Source organism: Polyangium jinanense (assembly GCF_028435265.1).
GTDB classification, from domain to species: domain Bacteria; phylum Myxococcota_A; class Polyangia; order Polyangiales; family Polyangiaceae; genus Polyangium; species Polyangium jinanense.
In genome coordinates this window covers 1-21,904 of the sequence record NZ_JAGTJK010000035.1, presented here as the reverse complement: position 1 = coordinate 21,904, position 21,904 = coordinate 1, and the positions used below count along the sequence as shown (strand labels likewise).

At 67.7% G+C, this 21,904-nt stretch carries 21 protein-coding genes; 5 read left to right on the top strand and 16 right to left on the bottom strand.

Features of this window, described 5'->3' with window-relative positions:
- Positions 1–345 precede the first annotated feature (345 nt).
- The 5 genes from KEG38_RS38635 to KEG38_RS38615 form a co-directional block, all read right to left on the bottom strand.
- Positions 346–948 carry a hypothetical protein gene (locus KEG38_RS38635; RefSeq protein ID WP_272425454.1) on the bottom strand — a complete coding sequence of 201 codons (603 nt, stop codon included), beginning with the start codon at positions 946–948 and terminating at the stop codon, positions 346–348.
- A 107-nt stretch (positions 949–1,055) separates the two neighbouring features.
- Complete coding sequence (locus tag KEG38_RS38630; protein WP_272425453.1) at positions 1,056–1,160, bottom strand: thaumatin family protein; 105 nt, start codon at positions 1,158–1,160, stop codon at positions 1,056–1,058.
- Positions 1,151–1,351 (bottom strand): hypothetical protein, encoded by a 201-nt coding sequence (locus KEG38_RS38625; protein WP_272425452.1) that lies wholly within the window; start codon positions 1,349–1,351, stop codon positions 1,151–1,153. Before KEG38_RS38625 ends, KEG38_RS38630 begins: the two co-directional genes overlap by 10 nt.
- Before the next feature lie 308 nt (positions 1,352–1,659).
- Positions 1,660–2,055 carry a hypothetical protein gene (locus tag KEG38_RS38620; protein ID WP_272425451.1) on the bottom strand — a complete coding sequence of 132 codons (396 nt, stop codon included), beginning with the start codon at positions 2,053–2,055 and terminating at the stop codon, positions 1,660–1,662.
- A gap of 18 nt (positions 2,056–2,073) precedes the next feature.
- The gene (locus tag KEG38_RS38615; RefSeq protein WP_272425450.1) at positions 2,074–2,430 is read right to left on the bottom strand and encodes a hypothetical protein; all 357 of its coding nucleotides are present in this window, start codon (positions 2,428–2,430) and stop codon (positions 2,074–2,076) included.
- Positions 2,431–3,223: 793 nt separating this feature from the next.
- On the opposite strand from KEG38_RS38615, the gene KEG38_RS38610 reads away from it, so the two are divergent.
- Positions 3,224–3,928, top strand: a complete 705-nt coding sequence (locus KEG38_RS38610) for an alpha/beta hydrolase (RefSeq protein WP_272425449.1) — start codon at positions 3,224–3,226, stop codon at positions 3,926–3,928.
- A gap of 24 nt (positions 3,929–3,952) precedes the next feature.
- Here KEG38_RS38610 and KEG38_RS38605 read toward each other — a convergent pair whose 3' ends face one another.
- The 6 genes from KEG38_RS38605 to KEG38_RS38580 all read right to left on the bottom strand — a co-directional run bounded on the left by KEG38_RS38605 (position 3,953) and on the right by KEG38_RS38580 (position 9,990).
- Positions 3,953–4,429: a hypothetical protein gene (locus tag KEG38_RS38605; protein ID WP_272425448.1), complete on the bottom strand. Its 477-nt coding sequence runs from the start codon at positions 4,427–4,429 to the stop codon at positions 3,953–3,955.
- A 689-nt stretch (positions 4,430–5,118) separates the two neighbouring features.
- The gene (locus KEG38_RS38600) at positions 5,119–6,357 is read right to left on the bottom strand and encodes a peptidase associated/transthyretin-like domain-containing protein (protein WP_272425447.1); all 1,239 of its coding nucleotides are present in this window, start codon (positions 6,355–6,357) and stop codon (positions 5,119–5,121) included.
- A gap of 36 nt (positions 6,358–6,393) precedes the next feature.
- Positions 6,394–7,302, bottom strand: coding sequence for an RNA polymerase sigma factor (locus KEG38_RS38595; protein WP_272425446.1), 909 nt, complete (start codon positions 7,300–7,302; stop codon positions 6,394–6,396).
- A gap of 137 nt (positions 7,303–7,439) precedes the next feature.
- Positions 7,440–8,066, bottom strand: coding sequence for a dioxygenase family protein (locus tag KEG38_RS38590; protein ID WP_272425445.1), 627 nt, complete (start codon positions 8,064–8,066; stop codon positions 7,440–7,442).
- 202 nt (positions 8,067–8,268) lie between these two features.
- Positions 8,269–9,114 (bottom strand): NmrA family NAD(P)-binding protein, encoded by an 846-nt coding sequence (locus tag KEG38_RS38585; protein WP_272425444.1) that lies wholly within the window; start codon positions 9,112–9,114, stop codon positions 8,269–8,271.
- Between the two features lie 27 nt (positions 9,115–9,141).
- Positions 9,142–9,990 carry a helix-turn-helix domain-containing protein gene (locus KEG38_RS38580; RefSeq protein ID WP_272425443.1) on the bottom strand — a complete coding sequence of 283 codons (849 nt, stop codon included), beginning with the start codon at positions 9,988–9,990 and terminating at the stop codon, positions 9,142–9,144.
- Positions 9,991–10,052: 62 nt separating this feature from the next.
- Between KEG38_RS38580 and KEG38_RS38575 the strand changes: the two genes are divergently transcribed.
- The 3 genes from KEG38_RS38575 (at position 10,053) to KEG38_RS38565 (ending at position 12,682) form a co-directional block, all read left to right on the top strand.
- Positions 10,053–10,340, top strand: a complete 288-nt coding sequence (locus KEG38_RS38575; RefSeq protein ID WP_272425442.1) for a hypothetical protein — start codon at positions 10,053–10,055, stop codon at positions 10,338–10,340.
- An 81-nt stretch (positions 10,341–10,421) separates the two neighbouring features.
- Entirely contained in the window at positions 10,422–11,750 is a 1,329-nt protein-coding gene (locus KEG38_RS38570) for a protoporphyrinogen/coproporphyrinogen oxidase (RefSeq protein ID WP_272425441.1), read from the top strand.
- Between the two features lie 5 nt (positions 11,751–11,755).
- Positions 11,756–12,682 (top strand): sigma-70 family RNA polymerase sigma factor, encoded by a 927-nt coding sequence (locus KEG38_RS38565; RefSeq protein ID WP_272425524.1) that lies wholly within the window; start codon positions 11,756–11,758, stop codon positions 12,680–12,682.
- A gap of 320 nt (positions 12,683–13,002) precedes the next feature.
- On the opposite strand, the gene KEG38_RS38560 is transcribed toward KEG38_RS38565, so the two are convergent.
- From KEG38_RS38560 to KEG38_RS38540, 5 genes are all read right to left on the bottom strand, one after another.
- Complete coding sequence (locus KEG38_RS38560; protein ID WP_272425440.1) at positions 13,003–14,478, bottom strand: lamin tail domain-containing protein; 1,476 nt, start codon at positions 14,476–14,478, stop codon at positions 13,003–13,005.
- 384 nt (positions 14,479–14,862) lie between these two features.
- Positions 14,863–15,708, bottom strand: coding sequence for a prephenate dehydratase (gene pheA / locus KEG38_RS38555; protein WP_272425439.1), 846 nt, complete (start codon positions 15,706–15,708; stop codon positions 14,863–14,865).
- Positions 15,705–16,850 (bottom strand): 3-deoxy-7-phosphoheptulonate synthase, encoded by a 1,146-nt coding sequence (locus KEG38_RS38550; protein ID WP_272425438.1) that lies wholly within the window; start codon positions 16,848–16,850, stop codon positions 15,705–15,707. Before KEG38_RS38550 ends, pheA begins: the two co-directional genes overlap by 4 nt.
- Positions 16,851–16,916: 66 nt before the next feature.
- Positions 16,917–17,984 (bottom strand): prephenate dehydrogenase/arogenate dehydrogenase family protein, encoded by a 1,068-nt coding sequence (locus KEG38_RS38545; protein ID WP_272425437.1) that lies wholly within the window; start codon positions 17,982–17,984, stop codon positions 16,917–16,919.
- A 147-nt stretch (positions 17,985–18,131) separates the two neighbouring features.
- Positions 18,132–20,465 carry a hypothetical protein gene (locus tag KEG38_RS38540; RefSeq protein WP_272425436.1) on the bottom strand — a complete coding sequence of 778 codons (2,334 nt, stop codon included), beginning with the start codon at positions 20,463–20,465 and terminating at the stop codon, positions 18,132–18,134.
- Between the two features lie 29 nt (positions 20,466–20,494).
- Here KEG38_RS38540 and KEG38_RS38535 point away from each other — a divergent pair, with 29 nt between their 5' ends.
- On the top strand, positions 20,495–21,799 hold the full coding sequence (locus tag KEG38_RS38535; RefSeq protein ID WP_272425435.1) for a hypothetical protein: 1,305 nt from the start codon (positions 20,495–20,497) through the stop codon (positions 21,797–21,799).
- Positions 21,800–21,904: the final 105 nt, after the last annotated feature.

The following is a 21,904-nucleotide window of genomic DNA, read 5'->3' as shown; positions in this document are numbered from 1 at the left end:
GGGGCTCCGACGATGGGGCATCCTGCTCGTCGTCGCCGCGACGCTCCGGGTCCCCCTTTATTTCCGACGACGTCGAAGCGCGAAGGGCAGGAAGAATATCATGGCCAGGAGGATGACGAACGGCAGAGGGCCGGCGCCCAAGAGCCCAATCGGATCCTGCCGGGGTCGGCGAACCGGATCCTGCGCGGGTCGGCGAACCGGCCCCCGCGTACGTGATGGAGCGCCTGAGGGACTTCGGCTCGCGGGTCGAGCACCTGCGCTGAGCACGCTGAACGAGCCCGCGCGCAAGGTGCGCGCGCGTCAACCTCGACGAGCCGGTCTTATGCAATCGGCCGGGCCAGATCATCACGGTCGAGGTGACTGGCCCGACCATCGAACGTCGGCCGGTAGCTCCACGCACGTCATCTGACGGGCCCCCGGCGCCGTCGCCTCGCCTGCATACTCCCTGCAGAGCACGTGTCGCTCTTTCCAGACCAGCTCGCACGAGCCCCTGGTCGCGCTCGCGCCGGTCTCGGGGGCGGGGTCACCGCAACGGTACCGCGTGATCGACCGATCACCATAGGTATCGAGGCGCACGTCTTCGTAATAACGAACCTCGCACCCCCCCTTGTCGGCACGCGTGGTGACGACCGCTGACCAGTAAAACGGCCCGCTATCGACGCCGTCGTACGAGCCATCCACGCGCGCTGGTTGGCAGGCGCGGAACGCACGGGCGAGGCAGCGCCGGGGCTCGCTGTCGTGCTGGACGAGCTCGTCGTACGAGCTCGCGACCTCACCGCAGTCGAGCGCCGGCGACGTCACCACCCCGCCGAGATCGTCGGCCACGGTTTGTCGGAACGAGCGCAACACCTGTCCCCGTTGCGACGGCGGCCCCGCGCACGCCGCAGCCAGCGCGAGCGCCACGCCGGTGCCGGCGAGCATGGTCGCGCTGCGAGATCCGGATGCCATGACCACCTGTTACCGCACCGCCCGGCGCGGCAGTCGCGATGCTCGCACGCTCGATCACCGTACGTCAACGCTCATAACGCTTGCCGTGGAGCTCGCGGAGGCTCGGCTCACGGGCAGAAGACGACCTCGAACCCCGTATCCGAAGAGCATTGATGCAGCCCGTTTTTGTCGTCGTACGAATAGCTGTACGCGCTCGGACACATCACGCGCATCGCGGCCACGTACTTGGGTGCAGGCCCGGCTCGGCGCTCTCCGGCTGGCCGAGTCCGAAGGGGCTCGGGTAATTCCACTTCTTGCCTTCCCGGCAGACGACGAGTTGGACCGTATCGCGGATCTCGCCCGCAAGCTGCCGAAGGGCGAGCGCCGAAAGCTTCGGAAAGACCTCGAAGCGCGCAGGATGCACGAGCCCCCGACGTAATTACATCTCGCCCTCGGCATAACGCCGCGCCAGCTCCGGATCGGGCTCCTCGTCCAGTTGACGACGAGCCTTCGGTACTGCCCGAAGATCAGCGCGGCAGCCTCTTGCAAGGTCGGAACGGGCGTGAAGGGGGGCAGCACGTATCGGCTAAACCCCATGAACTTCTCACCGTGCCGCACGTGGCCGATGCGCTGGCCTTCGCCGTACGGCCGCAGTTCAACCATGAATTTACGCTGCGTCATCGTCGACCATCCGGAGCCGCAAACGGCGTGCCCGGCGTGATTCGCACCAGGCTATGCCGCGGCACGCTTGCGCGCGAAGACTTCGACGACGACATTGGATGCGATACGGTGTAGTTCCTCGGCCGCGCGGGTTGCTTCCTCGGGAGTCGCGGCGAAGCCCCGGAAGACGTCTCGCCCCTCGGCGTCGATGAGCCCCTCTCGGACGTAAATGCACCCATCGCTCCCGAGCGCGAGCGGATGCACGATTGCCCAGAGGAGCAAGCCCCCGACGCCAAACTTCTGGGCCTCGTCGGCACGCAGCGCATAGCCCACGAACACCGAACGGCCCGGCGGCGGAGCGTTCTCGAATGCGAAATATAGAATGCCATCGCTGGCGAGCGCAAACGCCGTGGCCAACTCCGCAGGTTCGTCGGTCTTATTGGTGCTGCTCGTGGTTTTCGTGCTCATGTTGCTCTCTCCTGTGCTTCAAAGGGGGACCCGGAGTTGTACGCGCTCGGGTCGGGCATGGTCGGGCAAGAGAGACACGATGCCCGCTCTCTCCAGCCGAAGCAGGGCGGGCACGAGCGCGCCCGAAAACGATATCTCTGGCAGCCTATCCCGCAGCCGCGCGACCGAAACGAAGCCGTTGTTGTCCACCCGCATCCGTAGCAGCGCGAAGTGGAGGAGCCCTTCGACATGGGCATCCGCGCCCTGCTTCCGCAGCGCACAGGCGTAATACGCGACGCGGATCGCGGCCTCCTGATAGATCGGGTCCGCCCGCACGATATCGAGGAGAAGTTGTTCGCCGCGCTGGTCGTACGGGACAACGCCCACCGCGGCCAAGGTAGACCTCGTGGAGCGCGACGGCGGAAGCGGAGGGAGCTGATCCGACAAACGGCGAGCGCGAAAGCGCTCGCGAACGCGGTAGAACAGGGCATGGGCGAGGGCCCCGAGACGACTCCGGAGCGACGGGGGATCGAAGACCGTATCGCGAGGCGGCGGCTCTGAATATGCGACGCTTGGACGAACGCCGCTTTGCGGCGGGAGCACTGGACGGTCCATCACGGTCGTCGCGGCGTCGTCGTCAGTGTCGTGTCGTGCGCTCATGTTCCTCCGTTTGGCGTCGCCGACCCGAGGCGACGGCAAATCGATGGCGTGCGCGCGTGAAGGGCGCCTCGACTCGCAGCCGCCTGAGATCGGCGACAAACGACCCCCAGGAGAGGGCGAAGGGCTGCGCTCGCCCAGAGAAGCATGCCCATCGCCCCCTTCTGCGGGTCGCTTGTGCCGAAAGGGAGCGAGATGCTCGCCCCTTCAGGAGACAAACAATGCGCGAGCGGGCACGAGGTAACTCGGGCGCTGTCGTTTTGTGGGAGAGTGTCGTACCCGAGAGGCGGGTCTACGTCCGGCCCGTGACGCAGAAAGGGGTGGACCATGGCAACCCGTAAGGCCAAAAGCGCAAGCGGGTTCAAGATTCGGTTCGGGCGCCGTGTGCAGGACCTTCGCGCCGAGGCGGGGATCGCGCTGTTCGAGGGCCAGGCTCGCGAGCGACGTCGAGCCGCTCCTTAGCAATGCAAACGCTGGTGCGCTGAACGAGCCCACGCTTCTCTTCGAGCGCGAGGCTCAGTAGAATCGGCCCATGAACACCGAGCAGGTCGTCGTCGAAGGCAAAGACTACACCCGTACCGTCTGGTTCATCGCCGGCCCCCAGGCGACCGAGCACCCGCTCTGCGTGTTCCTGGACGGAGAATACTATCTCGAGCGCGTCGGCGCCCTGCCCATCCTCCAGGAGCTGATCGCAAGTCAACGCATTCCGCAGATGTCCTTCGCCTTCGTTCCGAGCAATGGCCCCCAGTCGCGACACGAAGACTTCGTCTGCAACGATCGCTTCGCTCGATTCATCTCCGAAGACCTGGTTCGCTGGGCCAGGAACCGAGCGAGCACCATCCGCGGCGAGAGAAATCTGGTCTGCGGTCTCAGCCTAAGCGGCCTCGCCAGCGCCCACATGACCCTGACCCATCCCCACGTCTTTTCGTCCGCGCTGAGCCAATCCGGCTCCTTCTGGTGGGAACGCAAACGGTTCGCGAGCCTCGCACGCGCATTCCCGAAGATCAGCTCCCGCCACTGGCTCAGCGTCGGCGACCAGGAGCTCGAGGACAACGCCACCCATCCACCCACGGGAATGCGCCAGGAGTTCACGCAGGTCGCCGGAGTGCAATCCGCCGTCGATGCGCTCAAAGCCAGCGGCGCCAAGGTGAGGCACCACGTGTTTCACGGAGCACATGCGTTCGAACCTTGGCGGGCTGAACTGGCCGACGCGCTTCAGTGGCTGTGCAGCGCTTAGGACAAATACGCGACGAGGCGGGTATCAGTTGATGAGGTAAAACGGGTAGAGGCAGCAGAAGGTGACGGCTCTCGTCATGTCCTTCTTGGCCTCGCCCTTCGGCGCTCCGCCGGTAGCGGCGCACGTGCCGGGCACGTATTCGAGGTCCGTGATCGCCTTGCCGGCGATGGCATGCCCCGGGGGAACCGTGTCCTGACACTGGTCATCGGGGGACACCAGGCCAAACTGCTCCGATTGAGAGGAACAGAGCGGCCCCTCGTAGAGGTGAAACGACGCCGTACAGGCGCTTGCCTCTGGCGGCCCGCACGCGCACTCCTCGCAGTTGCGCTCGTCGATGACGGCATCTTCGGGGTACATCTCATAACGGGCCCAGTTGTAGTTTTCCGGGCAGGGGGCGTCGGCCCCTTCGCGAACGACACATTGGAGCCAGCCAGGGCCGGGATCGTTCACGCAATACTGCGTCCCTGCGTCGGCGCAGGCGTCGTCCACAGTATTATTCATGCACGCGAGGCCCGCGGTCTTCCACTCCCTCGTCGTGGTGAACGCAGGTGTCTCGCTCTTAGGGCTGCACCCCTCCTCGTTTGTCGGCCCGGGGAGCGGTGAAACCCACACGGACTGGGCACACGGCTCCCCCCCGCACTGCGCACCGGCCGGAAGGGCGTTTTCGCTCGTGCAGGAGCCATCCCAACCGGCCGGAGCATCAAAAGGGAGGCTGGCGGCCCCGCTTTCCCCGCACGCCCCCGCGCGGATCTGCATCTTCTCCGGCAGTGCTTTGCACGCGCCGGTCGAGGGGCCGCACTCGCAAGGCTCGCACGCGGCGGCAGGGGCGTCGAGGTCTGCGAGGAGGCGCCACTTCTCCGCGGAGGCACCCTCTGGGCATTCCGGAGGTTCTGCCATTGCATTGGTAGGGTATACGAGGAGCGAGACCGCGACCTCCGACCAGTAGCCCGCGTTTCCGCTGGGTACCGGGACGCACCGGCCGGGGCATGCGGATTGAGCCGCGTCGGGCTCATCGGGCGCGGCATCCGCGTCGCTCCCGGCATCCGTGCCCCCGTCGGGGCTACACGCGGGCGTCGGGAAAAACGAGTCTGGATCGCACTCGCCCTCAAAGAAAGAGGGAGCCGCCGTACAGGACGCACCGACCACTCCGAGGCAAAAAAACAACGAACAGGCAAGAACCGTACGCATGTCTAAAACTCCCACCCTCCGCCAATCTGCACGCCGAACATGACCGGCGGCTGATCGGAGAGGATCGTTGGTCCAACAACCACCTGGACGCCGCTCGACAATCCGAGGACGTCGGCTGCGGCTTGGATCGTAAAGGACTCTGTGACTCGAATCTTGGCGCCGATGCGCCCACCCGCTCCGGGTTTAACATCAGCGAAACTTGCCGGCTTGTAACTGCGCGACGTGAACTCGACGCGAATCACGCCTAGATGACCGAGCGCGCAGCCGAAAAACCACTTGTAGTGCCCACACAAGCTTGCCATCCCGCCCGCCGTCATAGCATTGATGGGCTCGTCTGCGACACCCGTTGTCAACCACGCCCCGCGTGCCTCTAGCCCAATCGAGAGATGCTGGTTGACCTGCAAACCACCGCCGATCATCGCCCCCACGGCGGGCATCCACGAAGCGACACCAAACACGACCACCGGCCCCACTCCCAGGAAGCCCCGCAGGCCCTTTCTTTCGGTGGCCGTTGTCGGATCCTTCGGCTGCTCCTCGTACGCGAAAGGGTCTTCCTGCTTCGTGAACTCCGGCCCGGCCACCACAGCGGACAAAGTCGCGGTCGGGTCCTTCTCCGGCACATAGACCGCCGGCTTCTCCTCCACCTTGTGCGCCGTCAGGGGGACGGGAACCTTCATGTCCTGCCCCTTCACGGCCGTGAACTTTACGACCGCCTCTTCGAAGCCGTCGAGGGTCGCGCGGATCTCGTGCTCTCCCCCGGCCACGAACGTCCAGAAGGCCGACCGCCCCGCGTCGTTCCGATCGATGCCGTCCACCGTCACACGCGCGCCAGCGTGAGAGACCATCACCTCGACCCACGAGCCATGAGCGCGCGCCACCTCATGGGCCTCGAAGAAGCGCTTGCGCTCTGCCCGCTCCGCGGGCGTGGCGGCAGGGGCCCGATGGATCGCATCGAGCAGGAGCTCGGGCGCGTCCTCGGGTCTACCGCCCTCGACCAGCACCATCCCTAGACGCCCTGCGACAAGGGAATCGTGCCGAACGTTCAGCGCCTGTCGGTAGGCCCTCGCGGCTTCACGTAACCGCCCCGCGGCGCGCTCGCGATCGCCGAGCTGCGCCAACGCCTTGAACCGGAGCTCGACCTCGGCCTCGCGATCCTCCTCGACGTCAGGGCTCGGAAGACTCTGCGCCCATGCTGAGGGCGACACGAGAAGCAGTGTCGAGACCACGATCACGGAACGCATGGCTCTGGATCCATAGCATACATGCAGCCGCGAAAGCTAGAAGGACGTGTCCCCGGACGAACCCCAACCGCCCTTGGACAAACCTGCCTTCGAACAGCCTTGCTTGTCGCTGTCGACCAGGGGACGTCGTGGCGCGTGCGTCTGCTTCGTCGGCGTGGGCGGCACCATGACGGGCACGGGTGAACCAGCGTGCTCGAACGACGGCGCCGGCTCCGCGGCCGCCGCACGCGCGACGTCCACGGCGGACGCTGCCACGGCGCGCGCCGCGCCCGTGGCCGCGGCGTGAAGCTCGCCGTCAGGCTCGCGCGGCGCGAGCGCGAGCGACGCGAACACCATGGCCATGAGCATCGCCCACAGGTGGCCGAGTCGCTGAAACCAGTCGAAGAGCAGCACGAGCAGGGGAGGCGGGACGGAGAACAGATCCTTGCCGAGACGCTCCCGCAAGGTCTCGCGCGCGCGAGAGAGCGCCATCTTCGCCGCGTCCTCGGAAATCCCGACCTTCGCCCCGGCCTCCTCATGCGATCGACCCTCGACGCACACCATCCACAAGACCGCCGCTTGGGAGGGGGGCAGGTCTCCGACAGCATCCATCACCTTGTGAAGGGCCTGCTTCAACTGCGCCGCGCGCTCGGGCGAGGGGTCCAACGTCGCGAACTTGGCCACGCGCCCAGCGTCGGATTCGAACACCTGCCGGTGCCGGCGAGTGATCCGGCGCGCTGTCCCCATCACGTTCCGCGTGATCGTCACGACCCACGGCTTCATGCCGTCAGGGTGCGGGGCGTAGTTGGGGAGGTCGCCGAGCGCGTTGGCGATCACCTGCTGTTCCTTGTCGTCCGCGGAGTCGCGCGTGCGCGCCTTGTCGCTCCGGACGATGCGCCGGACATCGAGCCGCAAGCCGAGGAGCTCGTCGCGTCGGCTGCGTGAATCGGGTTTGGACGATCCCATGCCTACAAACAATGCGCGGGGAAGCGAGAGGTAACAGAAAATCGAACGCGGCCCGTCGACGCAAACCCGGCTGGCGTTTTGACTTACAAACCTATCAGCGTTCGGCCCGTCAACGAGGACGCGCTGCTCCGCCGCCGCTAAGCTGGGTGCCGCTCAAGCAGGATGTCGCGCACCGCCAGCAGCCGCCCGTCGGCCTCGCGGTCCAGCCGGACAATCCCGTCGCCCCCGCGATTCTCCATCCGCCGGCGATAGGCAGCATCGACCAGCGCATCGTCGTCGAAAACGATGTCGTCGATCCAGTAGGGCCGCCGCCCGGGCTCGAACATGGTCAGATGGACATGCGCGGGCAGGCTTCGGTCGGGATAGGGCGCGGGCTTGATCGTCTCGAAGCGGTAGCGCCCGTCGGCTCCGGTCTTCGCCCAGCCGCGCAGCCGGCCGTGCCGGCGGCTCCACTCGGTCTCGGGCGTGCCGTTGGCATAAAAGCCCGCCGAATTGGTGTGATAGGCGTAGATCGTCACGCCGGCCGCAAGCCTGCCGTCGAGCGCGATCACCGTTCCCGCCAGCACCAGCGGTTCGCCCGGCTCGCCCGGCGGCGCGATCCGCGCGCTCGAAGCGGTCGGCTGCCGCTCGAACACGCCCTCGCAGCCCTCGCACCGGTAGAGATCGGCGCGCGCCGCCGATTGCCGCGGCTTGCCGTCCGCCGCCCGGCACGCGCCGAGCGCCACCACGCCGCCCATTCCCAAGATCAGTTGCCGACGGTCCATTGCGCTCCCCTTCGCGAGCGCGCAGCCTATCAATCCTCCGGCGTCTCCGCCACACCGGTGCCGAAACGATCTCGCGATGCGCGGGCCACGTTCGTCACGCTGGCGACCCCGGGTCAGAAGGACCAGAACTGTTCCCCGAGGGAAGATCGCTTCGCGATCTTCCGAGCATCGAACCGGTCGATGCTCTAGGGCGTCCCGTCCGTCACGGGACCCAGCTCGACGCGTGCTCGCGCGCGAATTCCTCGAAGGAGCGCGGCCGCGTGCCGGTCACTTCGAGGACCGCATCACTCGTTTTGGGTCCCCTGCCCTCCTGATGGTAGCGGAGCATCGCCGTGATCCCGTCGACGTGCTCTCGGGACACGGCATACGGCAGCATCGCCTCGCGGAATGCGTCCGGCGAGATCGATTCGAACGTGACCTTCCGGCCGGTGAGCGCGGAGATCTCGGCGACCATCGCCGAATACGAGATCGGCCGCGGCCCGCAAAGCGTGAGCGCCTGTCCCTCGAAGCGATCCGACGACAGGCATTCGGCCGCCACCCGCGCAATGTCGCGCGCATCGATGACGTTCTCCGCGAAGTCGTCGCAAGGCAGGCGAAGGACACCCTCCGTTCGGATCGCGTGGCCGTAGTAGTGGACGAAGTTCTGCATGAAGCCGCCAGGCCGGAGGAGCGTGTATGCGATCCCTGAGGCTAGAAGGCCGCGCTCGATCGCGCGATGAACGCGCGCATAAAAAAACGCTTCGCTCTCCGCGCTCATGATCGAGAGTTTTACGATCCGGCCCACGCCGGCACGCCGCGCGGCTTCGATCACGCGGAGCTCGGCGGAGACCTGATCGATCATGTCTCCCGTCGCCAGGAAGACCGTCGTCGCCCCGACGAGGCTCGCGTCGAGCCCGTCACCCGTTTCGAGATCAACACGCGCGACCTCGCTCGCGTGAGGTCCCGGCTTCCTCGAACGATAGATACCACGCGTGGGTAAGCCCTTCTGGTGAAGCTCCGCAAGGACCGCGCTTCCCACGACGCCACTGGAACCAAAGATGACATGCATGCGCGGGAGCTTGGATCAGGCGCCGGGTCAACGAATAGGAAGCATTTGACCCCTCTCGGCCGGCGGAACAGCGCTCGCGCCTCGTTGCTTTTCGAGGAGCTCACGCGGCGACAGCCCCGCGTGCTTGCGGCACTCGAGGAGCCAGTGCGATTGGTCGGCGTACCCAGCCTCGTAGGCGAGGTCGGCCCCGGCGCGTCCGCTCCGCGCGGCGATGCCGAGCGCCCGCTGGAACCGCTGGACGCGAAGGAAATCACGAGGCGTCAAGCCAACCTCGCGGCGAAACAGCTCGATGAACCTGCGGTGGCTCAACCCAGACGCCGCGACCTCGGTCGCAATCGCAACGTCCGAGGAGCCACGCTCGGCCCGTCGAATCATGGCCGTCACAGCAGGGTGCGAGGCGCGGCTCGCTCGTGCACGCTGGAGGAAAAAAGCGCTCAGCATCGCGAGTCGTTCCGCGTCCGATGCCGCATCGTCAATGCGCTCCGCGAGCTCGCGCGCGGATGCGCCCAAAAGGTCTTCGAGCGGGTGGTGCCGGTCGGCGAGGGCATCCATGGGAATCGCGAGGAGCGGCCACGCGCCGCCCGGATGAAAGTGCACGCCGACGAGCCGCCCCTGCGGCGCCGTGGGCACATCGAACGCAATACGCCGCGGGCCCGACACGAGGGCGGTGCGGCAAGTCCCGTCGCGGCCCGAGAGCTCCCGCCAGGCAAGTCGTTTGCCGCCGATGGGGACGACGATCTCGAGCGTGCCGGTGGGCAGGACCCGATCGAGAAGGTGCGCCGGATGGTACCCGTCGTACACCCAGAAGCTGCGGATGAACGGACGCAGCGCATCGGGCGGCGGTATCGTGCGGTAGAAGGAGGTTCGGTCCGTCACGGCGAAAGGCCAGCGTATCTTAGCGCCTCGCAGAGGAGACCGGCGCTGCTAGCATCCTCCCCATGTCCGGCGGCCTGATCCACCACGACGACGGCCCTCCCGTCGCCCGCTGCGTCCGTTGCAGCGCCGTGGCCGCCGGTCCCTGCGCGCGTTGCCAGTCCCCCGTCTGCGGCGACTGCTGCGTCCTCACGGAAGGCGGCGCCCGCGTCTGGGCCATCTGCCTCGCCTGCGAGGACCGCGGCGGCCGCTCCCTGCGCCGCGGCTGGATCACCTTCCTCGGCTGGATCGCCGTCCCCATCGCCGGGCTCGCCGTCCTCGTCGCCCTCCTGGAGTGGCTGGCCCGGAAGTAACCCGCCTCCCACGATCACGTCGCGTCGATTCCGCGTAACCTTTCCGGACCCCTGGACGTGCCTCCTCTGAGAGGTGCGATCATGACGACGAACACGGCGGCTCGGGTGGTGGTCATCGGCGGCGGACTTGCGGGGCTTTCGGCGGCGGCGTATGCGGCGCGGGCTGGCCGGCGGGTGACTGTGCTGGAGAAGGCTTCGGAGCTCGGGGGGCGCGCGGCGACCCACGAGAAGAAGGGGTTTTCGTTGAACATCGGTCCGCATGCGCTCTACCGGGGCGGCGAGGCAGAGCGCGTGCTCGGCGAGCTCGGCGTGCAGACGAAAGGCGCGCCGCCGCCGACCAGCAACGGGGCGTACGCTCTGCATGGGGGCATTCTCCGGGCTCTGCCGACTGGGCCTGTGTCGCTCTTGACGTCGTCGGTCTTGCCGCTCGTCGGGAAGATTGAGGTCTCGCGCCTGCTTGCCGGCCTCGATGCGCTGGACCTCGCTTCGCTCGCGGAGACGAGCTTCGAGGCGTTCCTCACGAAGAGGGTCCGCACGCCCGAGGCGCGGGACGTGATCCGGGCGCTCATTCGGGTCTCGACGTACAGCTCGGATCTGGAGCGGCTCTCGGCGGAGGCCGCCATCTCGCAGTTCCGGCTCGGGACGACGCGCGGCGTGATCTACCTGCACGACGGCTGGCAGACGATGGTCAACGGGCTCGCCGACGTCGCGCGGGCCGCGGGGGCGGAGCTCCTTGCGGGCGCGAAGGCCGTGTCCGTGGTGCGGGAGGATGGGCGCGTGAAGGCGGTGCGGCTCGCGGATGGGGCGGAGATCCCCGCGGACGCTGTGATCATCGCGGCGAGCCCTTCCCTCGCCTCCTCGCTCCTGCCCGACGTGCCGGCCCTCGCGGCGTGGTCCGCGGCGGCGATTCCGGTGACGGCCGCGTGCCTGGACGTCGCGCTCTCGCGCCTGCCGCAGCCGCGGAACACGTTCGCGCTGGGGATCGATCGGCCGCTCTACTTCTCGGTGCACTCGGCGTCCGCGCGCCTCGCGCCCGAGGGAGGCGCCATGATCCACGTGGCGCGGTACGGCGCGCTGGAGGATTCTCGGGCGGTGGAGCGAGAGCTCGAAGAGGTGCTCGAACTTCTGCAACCGGGCGCGAAACACCTCGTGGTCGAGCGGCGGTTCTTGCCTTCGATCACGGTGACGCACGATTTCCCGCAGGCAGCGCGCGGCGGCACGCGTGGCAGGCCCGGGCCCGCGGTGCCAGGCGCGCCCGGGGTGTTCGTGGCGGGCGACTGGGTGGGGCACGCGGGCATGCTCGCGGACGCGAGCTTTGCGAGCGGGCGGGCCGCGGCGCAGGCCGCGACGCGGCGGGAGGTGAATGTGCTTGGCGACGTGGGCCGAAAGAGCTTCGATGCGAGGGCGTGAACGTGATGGCGGACGGGGACGGGCTCGCGCGGGAGCATCGGCGGTATCTGTGGGGTCTTTGCTACCGATTGACGGGATCGGCGGCGGACGCGGACGATCTCGTGCAGGAGACGCTCCTCCGCGCGATCGAGCGTCCACCGGCCCGCACGGATGAACCCGTGCGGCCGTGGCTGACGCGCGTGGCGGTGAACCTCGGAATCGACCGGCTACGCGCGCGGCGGCGGCGCGCATACGACGGGCCGTGGCTGCCGTCGCCGGTCGAGACAGACGGAGACGGCGTGCTGGAGATCGGGATCGAGCCGGTCGAGACCGAGGGGCGTTACGATCTCCTGGAGAGCGTGTCGATGGCGTTCCTCGTGGCGCTGGAGGCGCTGACGCCGCGGCAGCGGGCGATCGTGCTTCTGTGCGACGTGTTCGACTGGTCGGTGAAGGAGGCGGCCGACGCGCTGGGGATGACGGAAACAGCCGTGAAGACGATGCACCACAGGGCGCGTCGGGCGCTTTCGGCCTACGAGTCGAGCCGGACGCGGCGCACGCCCGAGCTCGTAGAAAAGACACGCGAGGCGCTGGGGCGGTTTCTCATGGCGCTCGGGACCACGGATGGAAAAGCACTCGAATCGATGCTGGACGCCGAGGTCCGGCACCTGAGCGACGGCGGAGGCGAGTTCTTCGCAGCGCGCTTGCCAATCCTAGGGCGAGATCGGGTCGGACGCTTGTTCGTGGGGCTCGGCAAACGGCACAACATGGGCGCGCAGTTCGCATTTCGAATGGTGAACGGGATGCCCGCCGTGGTGCTGGAGCACGCGCCGGGGCGGAAGCTCGCGCCGCGCTCGGTGCTGCAATGCGAGATCGGCGAGGATGGTTCGATCCGGGCGATTTATTGGGTACTGGCGACGAAGAAGCTTTCGGCGGTGGGGCCTGTTGTCAGCTGAAGCCGCTTCGCTGGGGCTTTGCCCCAGACCCCAGCAGGGGCTATCCGCCCCTGCACCCGGACCAGCGCAAGCGCTGGACCCGGGGTCGATGAACTGCGCGATGCGCAGTTCATCGAACAGGCCGAGTCAAGACCAGCTACGACCCTGCCAACCAAGACCGCCGTGACTGGCAACACCGTCCCTGGTCTTGCATCGGCCTGTGGGAAGAACTGCGCATCGCGCAGTTCTTCCCAAAATGGTCCAGGGCTTGCCCTGGTTCGGGTCGAGGGGCGAACAGCCCCCGCGGGGTCCGGGGCAGCGCCCCGGCTCCACGCCTCTGCTCAGAAATCCGCCCCATTCGCCCGTGTGCCAGGCGAGCTTGCGGCTGCGACGAGGGCAGTGTGTAGAACGAACGTTGCGCTCTCGGCGGCGTCGGGACTGCGGTTCATGCTGACGCCGTCGACTGCGGCGAGGGAGGCGGGGTAGCTGAAGGAGTCCTTTGTCGTGCCTGCGGCGTCGCGCAGGTAGACGGCGTCGCCGCCGTTGGCGAGACCCAGGTTGCTCGTGCTGCTCGCGATTGCGTTTGGTGTGCCTGCGGGAATGCCGGCGGCTGTGCCGAAGACGACGAGACTCTTGCCCGCGGCGAGGGTCGTGCCTGCGGCGAACGTGTGCCGTACCGACGAGGCGTCCGAGAGCGTCCAGCCGTCGAGTGTCGCGGGGGCGCCGCCGATGTTGACGATTTCTACGAATTCGCCTGTCACGCTGCTCCCGGGCTCGTTTGCGCAGATCTCGTTGATCACGATCTGGGCGGGCTTGGCGGCGGCCCAGGTGTAGCGGCTCAGGATGGGGAAATGATCGCTCGTCGTGGAGGCGTAGCTTGGGATGAATTCGGAGACACGGTAGGCCTCCACGGAGCCGGGCACGAGGGATAGGGCGAGCTCGTTCGTGATGAGGTGGTGGTCCAGGGTCGCGCCGCCGCTCGATGTCGACGAGATGTTTGCGTCCGTGAGGACCTTCGTGGCGAAATGGTAGTCCGCGCTGTCGGCGAGGTAATTCGCGTAGGGCGTGGCGCTGCCCGAGATCGACTTGTCGAGGTCGTCGTTGAAATCGCCGACGACGAACACCTTCTGCGTCGGGTAGTTCGTGTCGAGATAGGATTTTAGCGCGGCGGATGCGTCGAGCCGACGCTGGTAGCTCGCGGAATCGGAGAGCGCCTTCATGTGGAGCACGATGACGACCACGTTGTCGGTCGTCCCGTTCAGCGTCACCGAGAGCTTCACCTCGAGCGGAGGCCGGCCGGCGAACTCGTAGTCGTAGGCCGTCAGGATCACGCGCGCGCTTTGCACCGTGGCGATCGAGGTCTTGTAGAGGAAACCGAGTTTTTGTTCGGACGTGGTGTAGTACGAAGACCCGCTCGTCACGATCGGGTCGTTCGAGAGGAACCCGGCGTAGCCCGTGAGCTGCGATTTGAGCGTGTTCCACTGCGACACGCTCACGATCTCCTCGACGCCCCAGAGATCCATGTCCGCGCCGGTGATCACGTCGTACGCGTTCTGCCGCTGCAGCGTGTCGTTCGTGGGCCCGCGGCTCGTGTCGCCGAACCACTCCAGGTTCCAGGCGGCGACGTCGAGCGTCGTCGCCGTCCCCTTCGCCGGGACCGTGTATGCGAACGTCGCCGTCTCGACGGACGGTTCGTCCACCTCGGGCGCGACGCACGCGGGCGCCGCGATGATCACGAGCGATGAAGCGAAAACGACGAGCGATGCAGAAGCGCTCGTGCTGGATCCAGACCTCGGCCGACCGTGCGCGTATTCCATGGTTTCCATGGTACGCGAGGAGCCTTCGAGGGGGCGAGGAAGTTCCGATCAGGGACGCGCTGGGGCGTTGCCCCAGGCCCCACCGGGGCTATCCGCCCCTGGGCCCGGACCAGCGCAAGCGCTGGACCGTTCGTCGATGAACTGCGCGATGCGCAGTTCATCGAACAAGCCCGAGGCAAGACCGCAAGCAGCCCTGCCCATCAAGAAAGCCGCGCTGCCCTTTCGACGGGCAAGGCTCTCTCACGGGCCCGTTGGAAGAACTGCGCATCGCGCAGTTCTTCCACCCTCGGTCCAGGCCGTGCCTGGTCCGGGTCGAGGGGCGGACAGCCCCCGCGGGGTCCGGGGCAGAGCCCCGGCGAAGCGCCTCCCAGATGAGACCAATGCTCAGCAGGGACGCGCCATCGGGTACGAGCCGAGGACCTTGAGGTAGCCCGCGCGTGCTTCGAGGTCGACGAGGGCGCGGTGGACGGCGGTGTCTTCTGCGTGGCCCTCGATGTCGACGAAAAAGAGGTAATCCCAGAGACCTCGCCGCGAGGGGCGTGATTCGAGCTTGGTCATGCTGACTCCGTGCCGCGAGAAAGGGCGGAGGAGCGCGACCATCGAGCCCGGGCGGTTCGGCGCTGACATGACGAGCGAGGTCTTGTCGTGGCCCGAGGGGGCGGCGCTGGTTTCGCCGATCACCAGGAAGCGCGTGGTGTTCGTGGGATCGTCCTCGACCCCCTCGGCGAGGATGGCGAGCGCGTGGATCGCGGCCGCGCGCTTGCCCGCGAGGGCGGCGCAGCCGGGCTCGAGCGCGGCGAGGCGCGCCGCCTCGGCGTTGCTGGAGACCGCGACACGCTCGGCCAGCGGGAGCGTCTTTTTCAAGAATCGCTGACATTGCGCGAGGGATTGCGCGTGCCCGTAGACACGCGTGAGCCCGTGGAGATGCCCGTCGCGCCGGAGAAGGTGTTGCCGGATGGGGAGCGCGACCTCGCCGGAGATGCGGAGCGGCGAGGCGACGAGGCGGTCGAGGGTATGGCCGATCGCGCCTTCGAGGGAGTTTTCCACGGGCACGACGCCGAATGGGGCCGCGCGCGCTTCCACCACGTCGAAGACGTCGTCGATCGAGGTGCAGAAAAAGGGCTGGGCGTCCTGCCCGAAATGACGCGAGGCCGCCTCCTCGCTGAATGTGCCCGAGGGACCGAGGCAAGCGACCGAGATCCCCTCCACGGCGCCTCGGGCCTCGATCAAGCGGCGCTCGGCTCCGACGACGATGCGGGCGGCGGCGCCGTGGCCGCCCCGAACTCGCGGACGATTCCTGCGTATGCGAGCCGCACGCTCTCCACGTACCGCGCGAAACGCGGCAAGGCCTGGAGCTCGAGGGCCTGCGGGCCGTCGCAGAGCGCTTCGTCGGGCCGCGGGTGGAAATCGATGAGCACCATGGACGCGCCGGCGATGATCCCCTGCCCCACCACGTGGAAGATGTCGGGCAGGCCGTCGGGCGCGTTGTCCATGCGGCCGACCGCGTGCGAGGGATCGATGCACACGGGCAGGCGCGTCTGCCGGCGGACGACGGGCACGTGCGAGAAGTCGACCAGGTTCCTGTGCGGATCGCCGAGGTGCGTCTTCACGCCGCGCAGGCAAAACACGATGTTCGGGTTGCCCTCGCTCGCCACGTATTCGCAGGCATTCAAGGATTCTTCGAGCGAGATGCCCATGCCGCGCTTGAAGAGCACCGGGAAGCGCTTCTGCTGACCCACCTGCTTCAAGAGCTCGAAGTTCTGGGTGTTGCGCGTGCCGATCTGGAGCATGACGCCGGTCGGATCCCCCGCCGCGGCGAGCGCCGTGTTGATCTCGTCGATGTGCCGCGCGTCGGTGACCTCCATGGCGATCACCTTGATGCCGTGCTTGCCCGCGAGCTCGAACACCCAGGGCAAACAGGCTTTGCCGAGGCCCTGGAAATCGTAGGGGCTCGTGCGCGGCTTGTACGCGCCCATGCGCGTCGTCCGGATGCCCGCTTGTTCGAGCGCGGCCATCATCTGCCCGACGTGCTCGCGCGTGTCGACGGCGCAGAGGCCGGCGAAGACGTGGACGCGTTTCTCGTCGAAATGGACGCCGTTGTACTCGAACCCGTGCGTCTCGGCGTCCGGATGGTGCCGGCCGATGAGCCGGTATTTCCGGGAGACGCGGACGACCTTGCGCACGCCGGGCAAACTTTCGAAGGGCTCCGTCGGCACGGCGCGCGTCGAGCCGATGAGGTGCACCTCCGTGATGGAAATGGATTCGCCGCGGAAGACGAATTTCTGGACCGAGACCCCCGGATACCGTGCCGCGAGGCGAATGACCGCCTCGGCGCGCGATTCGGGCGCGTCGGGCTCGAGTGTGACAATCATGTAAGTTCCCCCTACAGTCCGTGTCCTGTTGGATGCCGCGACGGCCGCGACAGGGCTACAAAAAGATCAGTCCGCTTCCTCGGTGGGCTCCTCGTGCTGCAAGCGCCTGGAGAATCGGAGAATGGCGTCGAAGATCTCGTGCACCGAGGCCGGATCGAGCTCCCGCTCGGCCGCCCAGCGCCTGCGCGCATCGAGGAGCTCCGCCTCGCGCTCGGGATCCCGCACGGGACGGCCGAGCTTCGCTTTCTCCCGCGCCGCGCGTCGCGCGAGCTGCGCCCGCCGCCCGAGGAGCTCCACGAGATCACGATCGAGGTCGTCGATGAGATCGCGCGTCTCTCGCAAGGCTTGCGTGCCCGCCTTGGAGGGCAAGACGAGCGCGGAGGACGGCGGCGGAGCCATCCCGTCCGTTCCGGAGAGGTTTTGATCGGCGGCGAGGAGCGCATCGACGAGCTTCCGGCGGGCCTCGGCGGCATAGGGATTTTCGCGATGGAGCGCGGCATAGAGGTGCCCCGCGTCCGAGCGCGCGGCCTCCACGGTCCGCGCGAGCGCCTGGAACGAGGGCGGCGCGTACGGAATGTCGAGGGGCACGGCCGCGTCGAGCATACCCTTGGCCACGAAGAATGCGAGGGCATGTGTCCAGGCCATGTTGCGATCGTGCGTGGCCTCGTCCTCCAGGACGACCGTGCAGCCGATTCGCTCGTAGAGTTTTACCACGCGGTCGACGGCGGCCGGGTGGGTCGCATTGGGACAGACGACCGCGACGAGCGGTCGCTCGCCTCGCGAGAGGCTGATCGGTCCGAACAAGGGATGCGTGGCGACCCAGGGGATCTCGGCGCCGAAGCATTCGTTCATGGCGGCCGAGGGGCCGAGCTTGACGCTGCCCACGTCCACGACGATCTGCGAGGGCGACAGCAGCGGCCGCATCGCCCCGAACGCGCGGCGCATGGCGGTGACGGGGACGGCGACGACCACGAAATCACGGCCTCGGACGAGATCCGGGAGCGACGTGGCGCGCATGTCCTCCGGCACATGGGAGCGATCGTCGAGAGCTCGCACGTCGACGTTCGCGTCCCGGAGGAGCGAGGCCATCGCCGCGCCGAAGCGGCCGTATCCGAGCAGTGCGACGTTCGTCATGACACGTGTATGGGGCCGATACCCACACGTAGCATAGCGGATGAACGGCCGCGTGGGCGAGGAGGCGATACGGGAGAAAATCGTTCCGTCGGGGACGAGATCAATTGCGTTTTCTACGTGTTTTGTCGATTCCGACGGAAATGCCGTTCAGGGGGCGCGGGGCGACTCGGACTTCGTCACGACGAAGGCCCGGATCGCGGCGATGGCGTCGTCGCGCCGCGGCTCGACCCAGTACATCTGGAACGGCGCGGCCGATCCGATGCGCCGCGCGAGGACGCTTGCGACGCGATCACACACGCGGAGCGGCATCTTCGTGTTCGAGGGCGCGGCGCCGGGATCCCGCGGATCGACCTGCTCGTGCTCGCGATCGAATTCCCGAGCGCCGTCGAGGCCCCATTCGGCTTCTCCAAATTCGTCGATCTCGATGGTGCCGACCGCGGCCCTGTCCTCCAGCGCCGGGAGGACGAGCTCGCGCATGCCGGGGATTCGCAGCAAGGAGGGATCGAGCAAATCGTCACGCTCGCCACGCCGGAAGCGACTTACCCATGGCGAGGTTTTGGTCGCGAACATCGCGCGGCCTGCGGCGACGATGGAAGGGCGCGTGGGCCGGAGGGCCAGGGGCGCGAGGAGCGTGCCTGATCTCGGGGGCACGGTCGCGGGATCGATCTCGCGGATGAAGGACGCGTATTCGTCGAATGCCTTTTCGTCCCCCGAGGCCGATCGCGCCACGTAAAACACGGCGAGGCACTGGCGCAGCTCGTCCGCGCCTTCGGGGTCCTTGATTTCTTGAAAGCTCTTGCGCAAGGGTTCCGTCCCCTCGCGGAGCGCGCGCGTGGCGCCCTTGGGATCCCAGAGCGCGAGGAGGAGGCCCATCTCGCACGAGGCCCGCAGGTATCCGTGCCCCTTCATGTCGGCGAGTTGCTTCATGCGCCGCGCGAGGAGCTCGGTGACCGATGGATTTTTCCGAGACGAAAGGCCCGCGAAGCGAGGTTTGAGCGGCCCGTCGACGCGCAGGAAAAGCGCGAGGAAATCCGAGGCGTCGGGGCTCCGGCGGGGCGCGTCCGTGGGTCCGACGATACGCGTGGCCGCCTGCACCCACCGCAGAGGTCCCGCGGTTTCGTCCGCGAGAGCGCGGAACCAGCGCTCGTCCACGGGGACCGATTTGAACGTTTCCGCGGCCTTCCGGAATCGTTCGGCCTTCTGTTGCTTTGTCTCGTCGGGCGGCGCGGGCGCGAGCGGGAGATCCGCGGCGAGCGTGTCGAGGGCGAGCTCGGCGACGTCGCGGACCGTGAGCAGCACGATGCCGTGCGCCTCGTACCATATCGATCGCGTGTATCGTTCGTCGTTCGCGAGCGCCTCCGCGAGCGGCAGGACCGCCGCTTCGCCTTCCGCGAGGAGCGCCTGCAAGATCGGGTCTGCAAGGACTTGCGTCTGCGCGCCAGACCGCCCGAACGCGGGCTCGCGCACCTCACCGAGCGCCGCGACGAGCGCCGCCACGCGCGCCGTCGGATCCGCGGGCAAGGGCAAAGGCAAACCTTTTGGTGCCGGCGTCGGCCGCGCGGCACGTTTTTCCTGGTCCGCGAGCAAAGGCCCCGGCGGCTCGGCGAGGATGCTTATGGTTGGCTCGCCGGCCCCGAGCGCGGCCGCGCGCGCGGAGAGCGCAGGCGAAAGCCGGGCGAGGCCACGCAGGTTCGCGAGCGCGAGCGCGTCGTCGCCGCGCACGTGGGCCCAGAGCCCGCGGTCGCGCAGCACATGCAAAAAATGCTCGGCGAGGCACGCGAAAATGTCCCGCTCGCGTCCGGAGATCTCGGGGGTGGTCTCGAGATCCCCGCCCGCGATCCAGATCTCCCAGAGCGTTCGCGCGAGGGTGTCCTCGCCGAGCTGCACGAGCATCGCGACCTGCATCGGCAGGATCTGTTCGAGCTTGTGGGACTGGAGCTCCGGCCGGGGCCCCCGCGTCCGGATGCAAGGCATTCCGGGGAAATGGGCCAATTGCTGGTCGCAGATGCGCTTGTCGCTGGCCCGGAGCGATTCGATATCGGCACGCAGGTCCGCCGGCGGGCCGACGGCGACGAGCGGAACCACGAGTCCATTCCACAGGATCCCGAACCGCGGCCCGCTTTCGGGCCCCGGGAGCACGAACGCCTTCGTTGCGACGGTCTCACCCGGGCCTTCCGGCTGCGTCGTGAGCGTGATGGCGGCCTCGTGATACGGCAGTCCACGCGGATCGGCGAGCCCGCTCCGGAAGAGCGTCTCCACGGCGCGCACGAGCCCCTCGGGCAAACCGGGGCGCGGGCCGGGCTCGGTCGGCGTTCCCTGGGCCGGCGGCGCGGGCAGGATGGTATCCGCGAAGGGCCACGGCGGGGGCGCTGTGTTTTCGGGCGCGTTTTGTGGTGTCTCCGTGGGTCGCGGCGGAGGCACGCTCGCGGGGCCGCAGGCGGCGAGGGCCAGGAAGACGAGGCGAAACGCGCGGCGACGCATCACGGAACGAACGTACCGCAGCGCTCGGGGTGCAGGCAATCACGAGCACCTGGATCCTGCCGGCGTCGCGGGATACCGTGGGCGGGATGGAGAAAACGGGGGACGTCGCGGCGCGGGTGCTCCTGGGGATCACGGCATTCAGTCATGCCGCGGGAGGTTTCGCGTACGCGCTCTCGCAACCGCGGGGTTTTCCTGTTCCATCGGCGGCCTTCTTCGAGCATCAGGTCCTCGGGCCACTCATCGTCGTGCTCGCGCTCGTCCTCGGCTTTGCACTCGTCACGCGCCGGGAAAAGCTGGCCGCCGCGGGGACCGCCGTGCTCGCAGGGTTCTGGTTCATCGCGGCGGGGTTTGGTTTGTTCACGGGCACGACCTCGTACGCGCGTCTCCTCGTGCTCCCGTTTGCAGGGGCATTCGTGCTCGCCGCGCTTGCTCATCGAATGCATCGGCGCGTGGTCCCCGTTGCGATCCCAGCACTCGCGGGCGCGCTGATCGGAGCTGGGTTCTGGGCCTCTGCGCATGCCCCGAGGGCCTCGACATCTCCTTCGAACCATTCCCCGAAGGCCGGCCCGCTCCCCGAAGGCGAGCCGGCGCTACAGAAGGGCGGGCTCCGCGCGCGGGTCGACGGGACGTCGATCGTCGTGGACGCCGGGATTCATCGAGCGCAGATCGTCCCCTCATTCGATTACGACGCCGTGGCAGACGGCTGCGGGCTCACGGTCCTCGACTTCCGATCAGCAAGGCCCCCAGCGTTCCAAGCCGGCAGCGACGGCGATCGAATCATGTTCGCCGCAGAAAACACCGATTTCGAGGTGTTCGGCGTGGTCGAGATCCAGGGCGCGTCCACCGTACGAATCGAGGTCTCCACGACCGTGCGGCGCGAGCTCTGCGCGCACCTCGGGTCGATCGTCACCATACGGCTGTCGCAGCTCCGCGGCTCCGCCGACGGGACGCAGCATCAAGACGCCTCGATCAACGGAATTCCCTGGCCCTCGGGCAGCGCGGGAGAGCCGGCCCATTTCGTGGCCTACCGGGGAGACGAGCTAGGTTTCTTCCAGGCGACGAGCGACGAAAAAGGCCCCTTCATTCAGCTCGGCAAGATCGACGAGCCCGTGATCACGGCCAACGGCTTCCGAATCCGCGTGCCCTCCTGGAAGGATCAAGCCTCACGCGAGCCCTCCCCCACAGCCGGCTGGGGTATCTCGCAAGGCGCCATCGAGCATTACGGCGAATGGTTCTCCTGGGAAATCGCCGCCACCTCGATCGGCCGCGGCTGGCACACCGTACGGACCGCCCCCGGCACGTACATGACGACGATCCTCGTCGAGAAGCTCTGAGCAGGGAGCGCAGCGCCGGGGTTTCACCCCGGACCCCGACCAGGGGTTGTCCACCCCTGGACCCGGACCAGCGCAAGCGCTGGACCCGGGGTCGATGAACTGCGC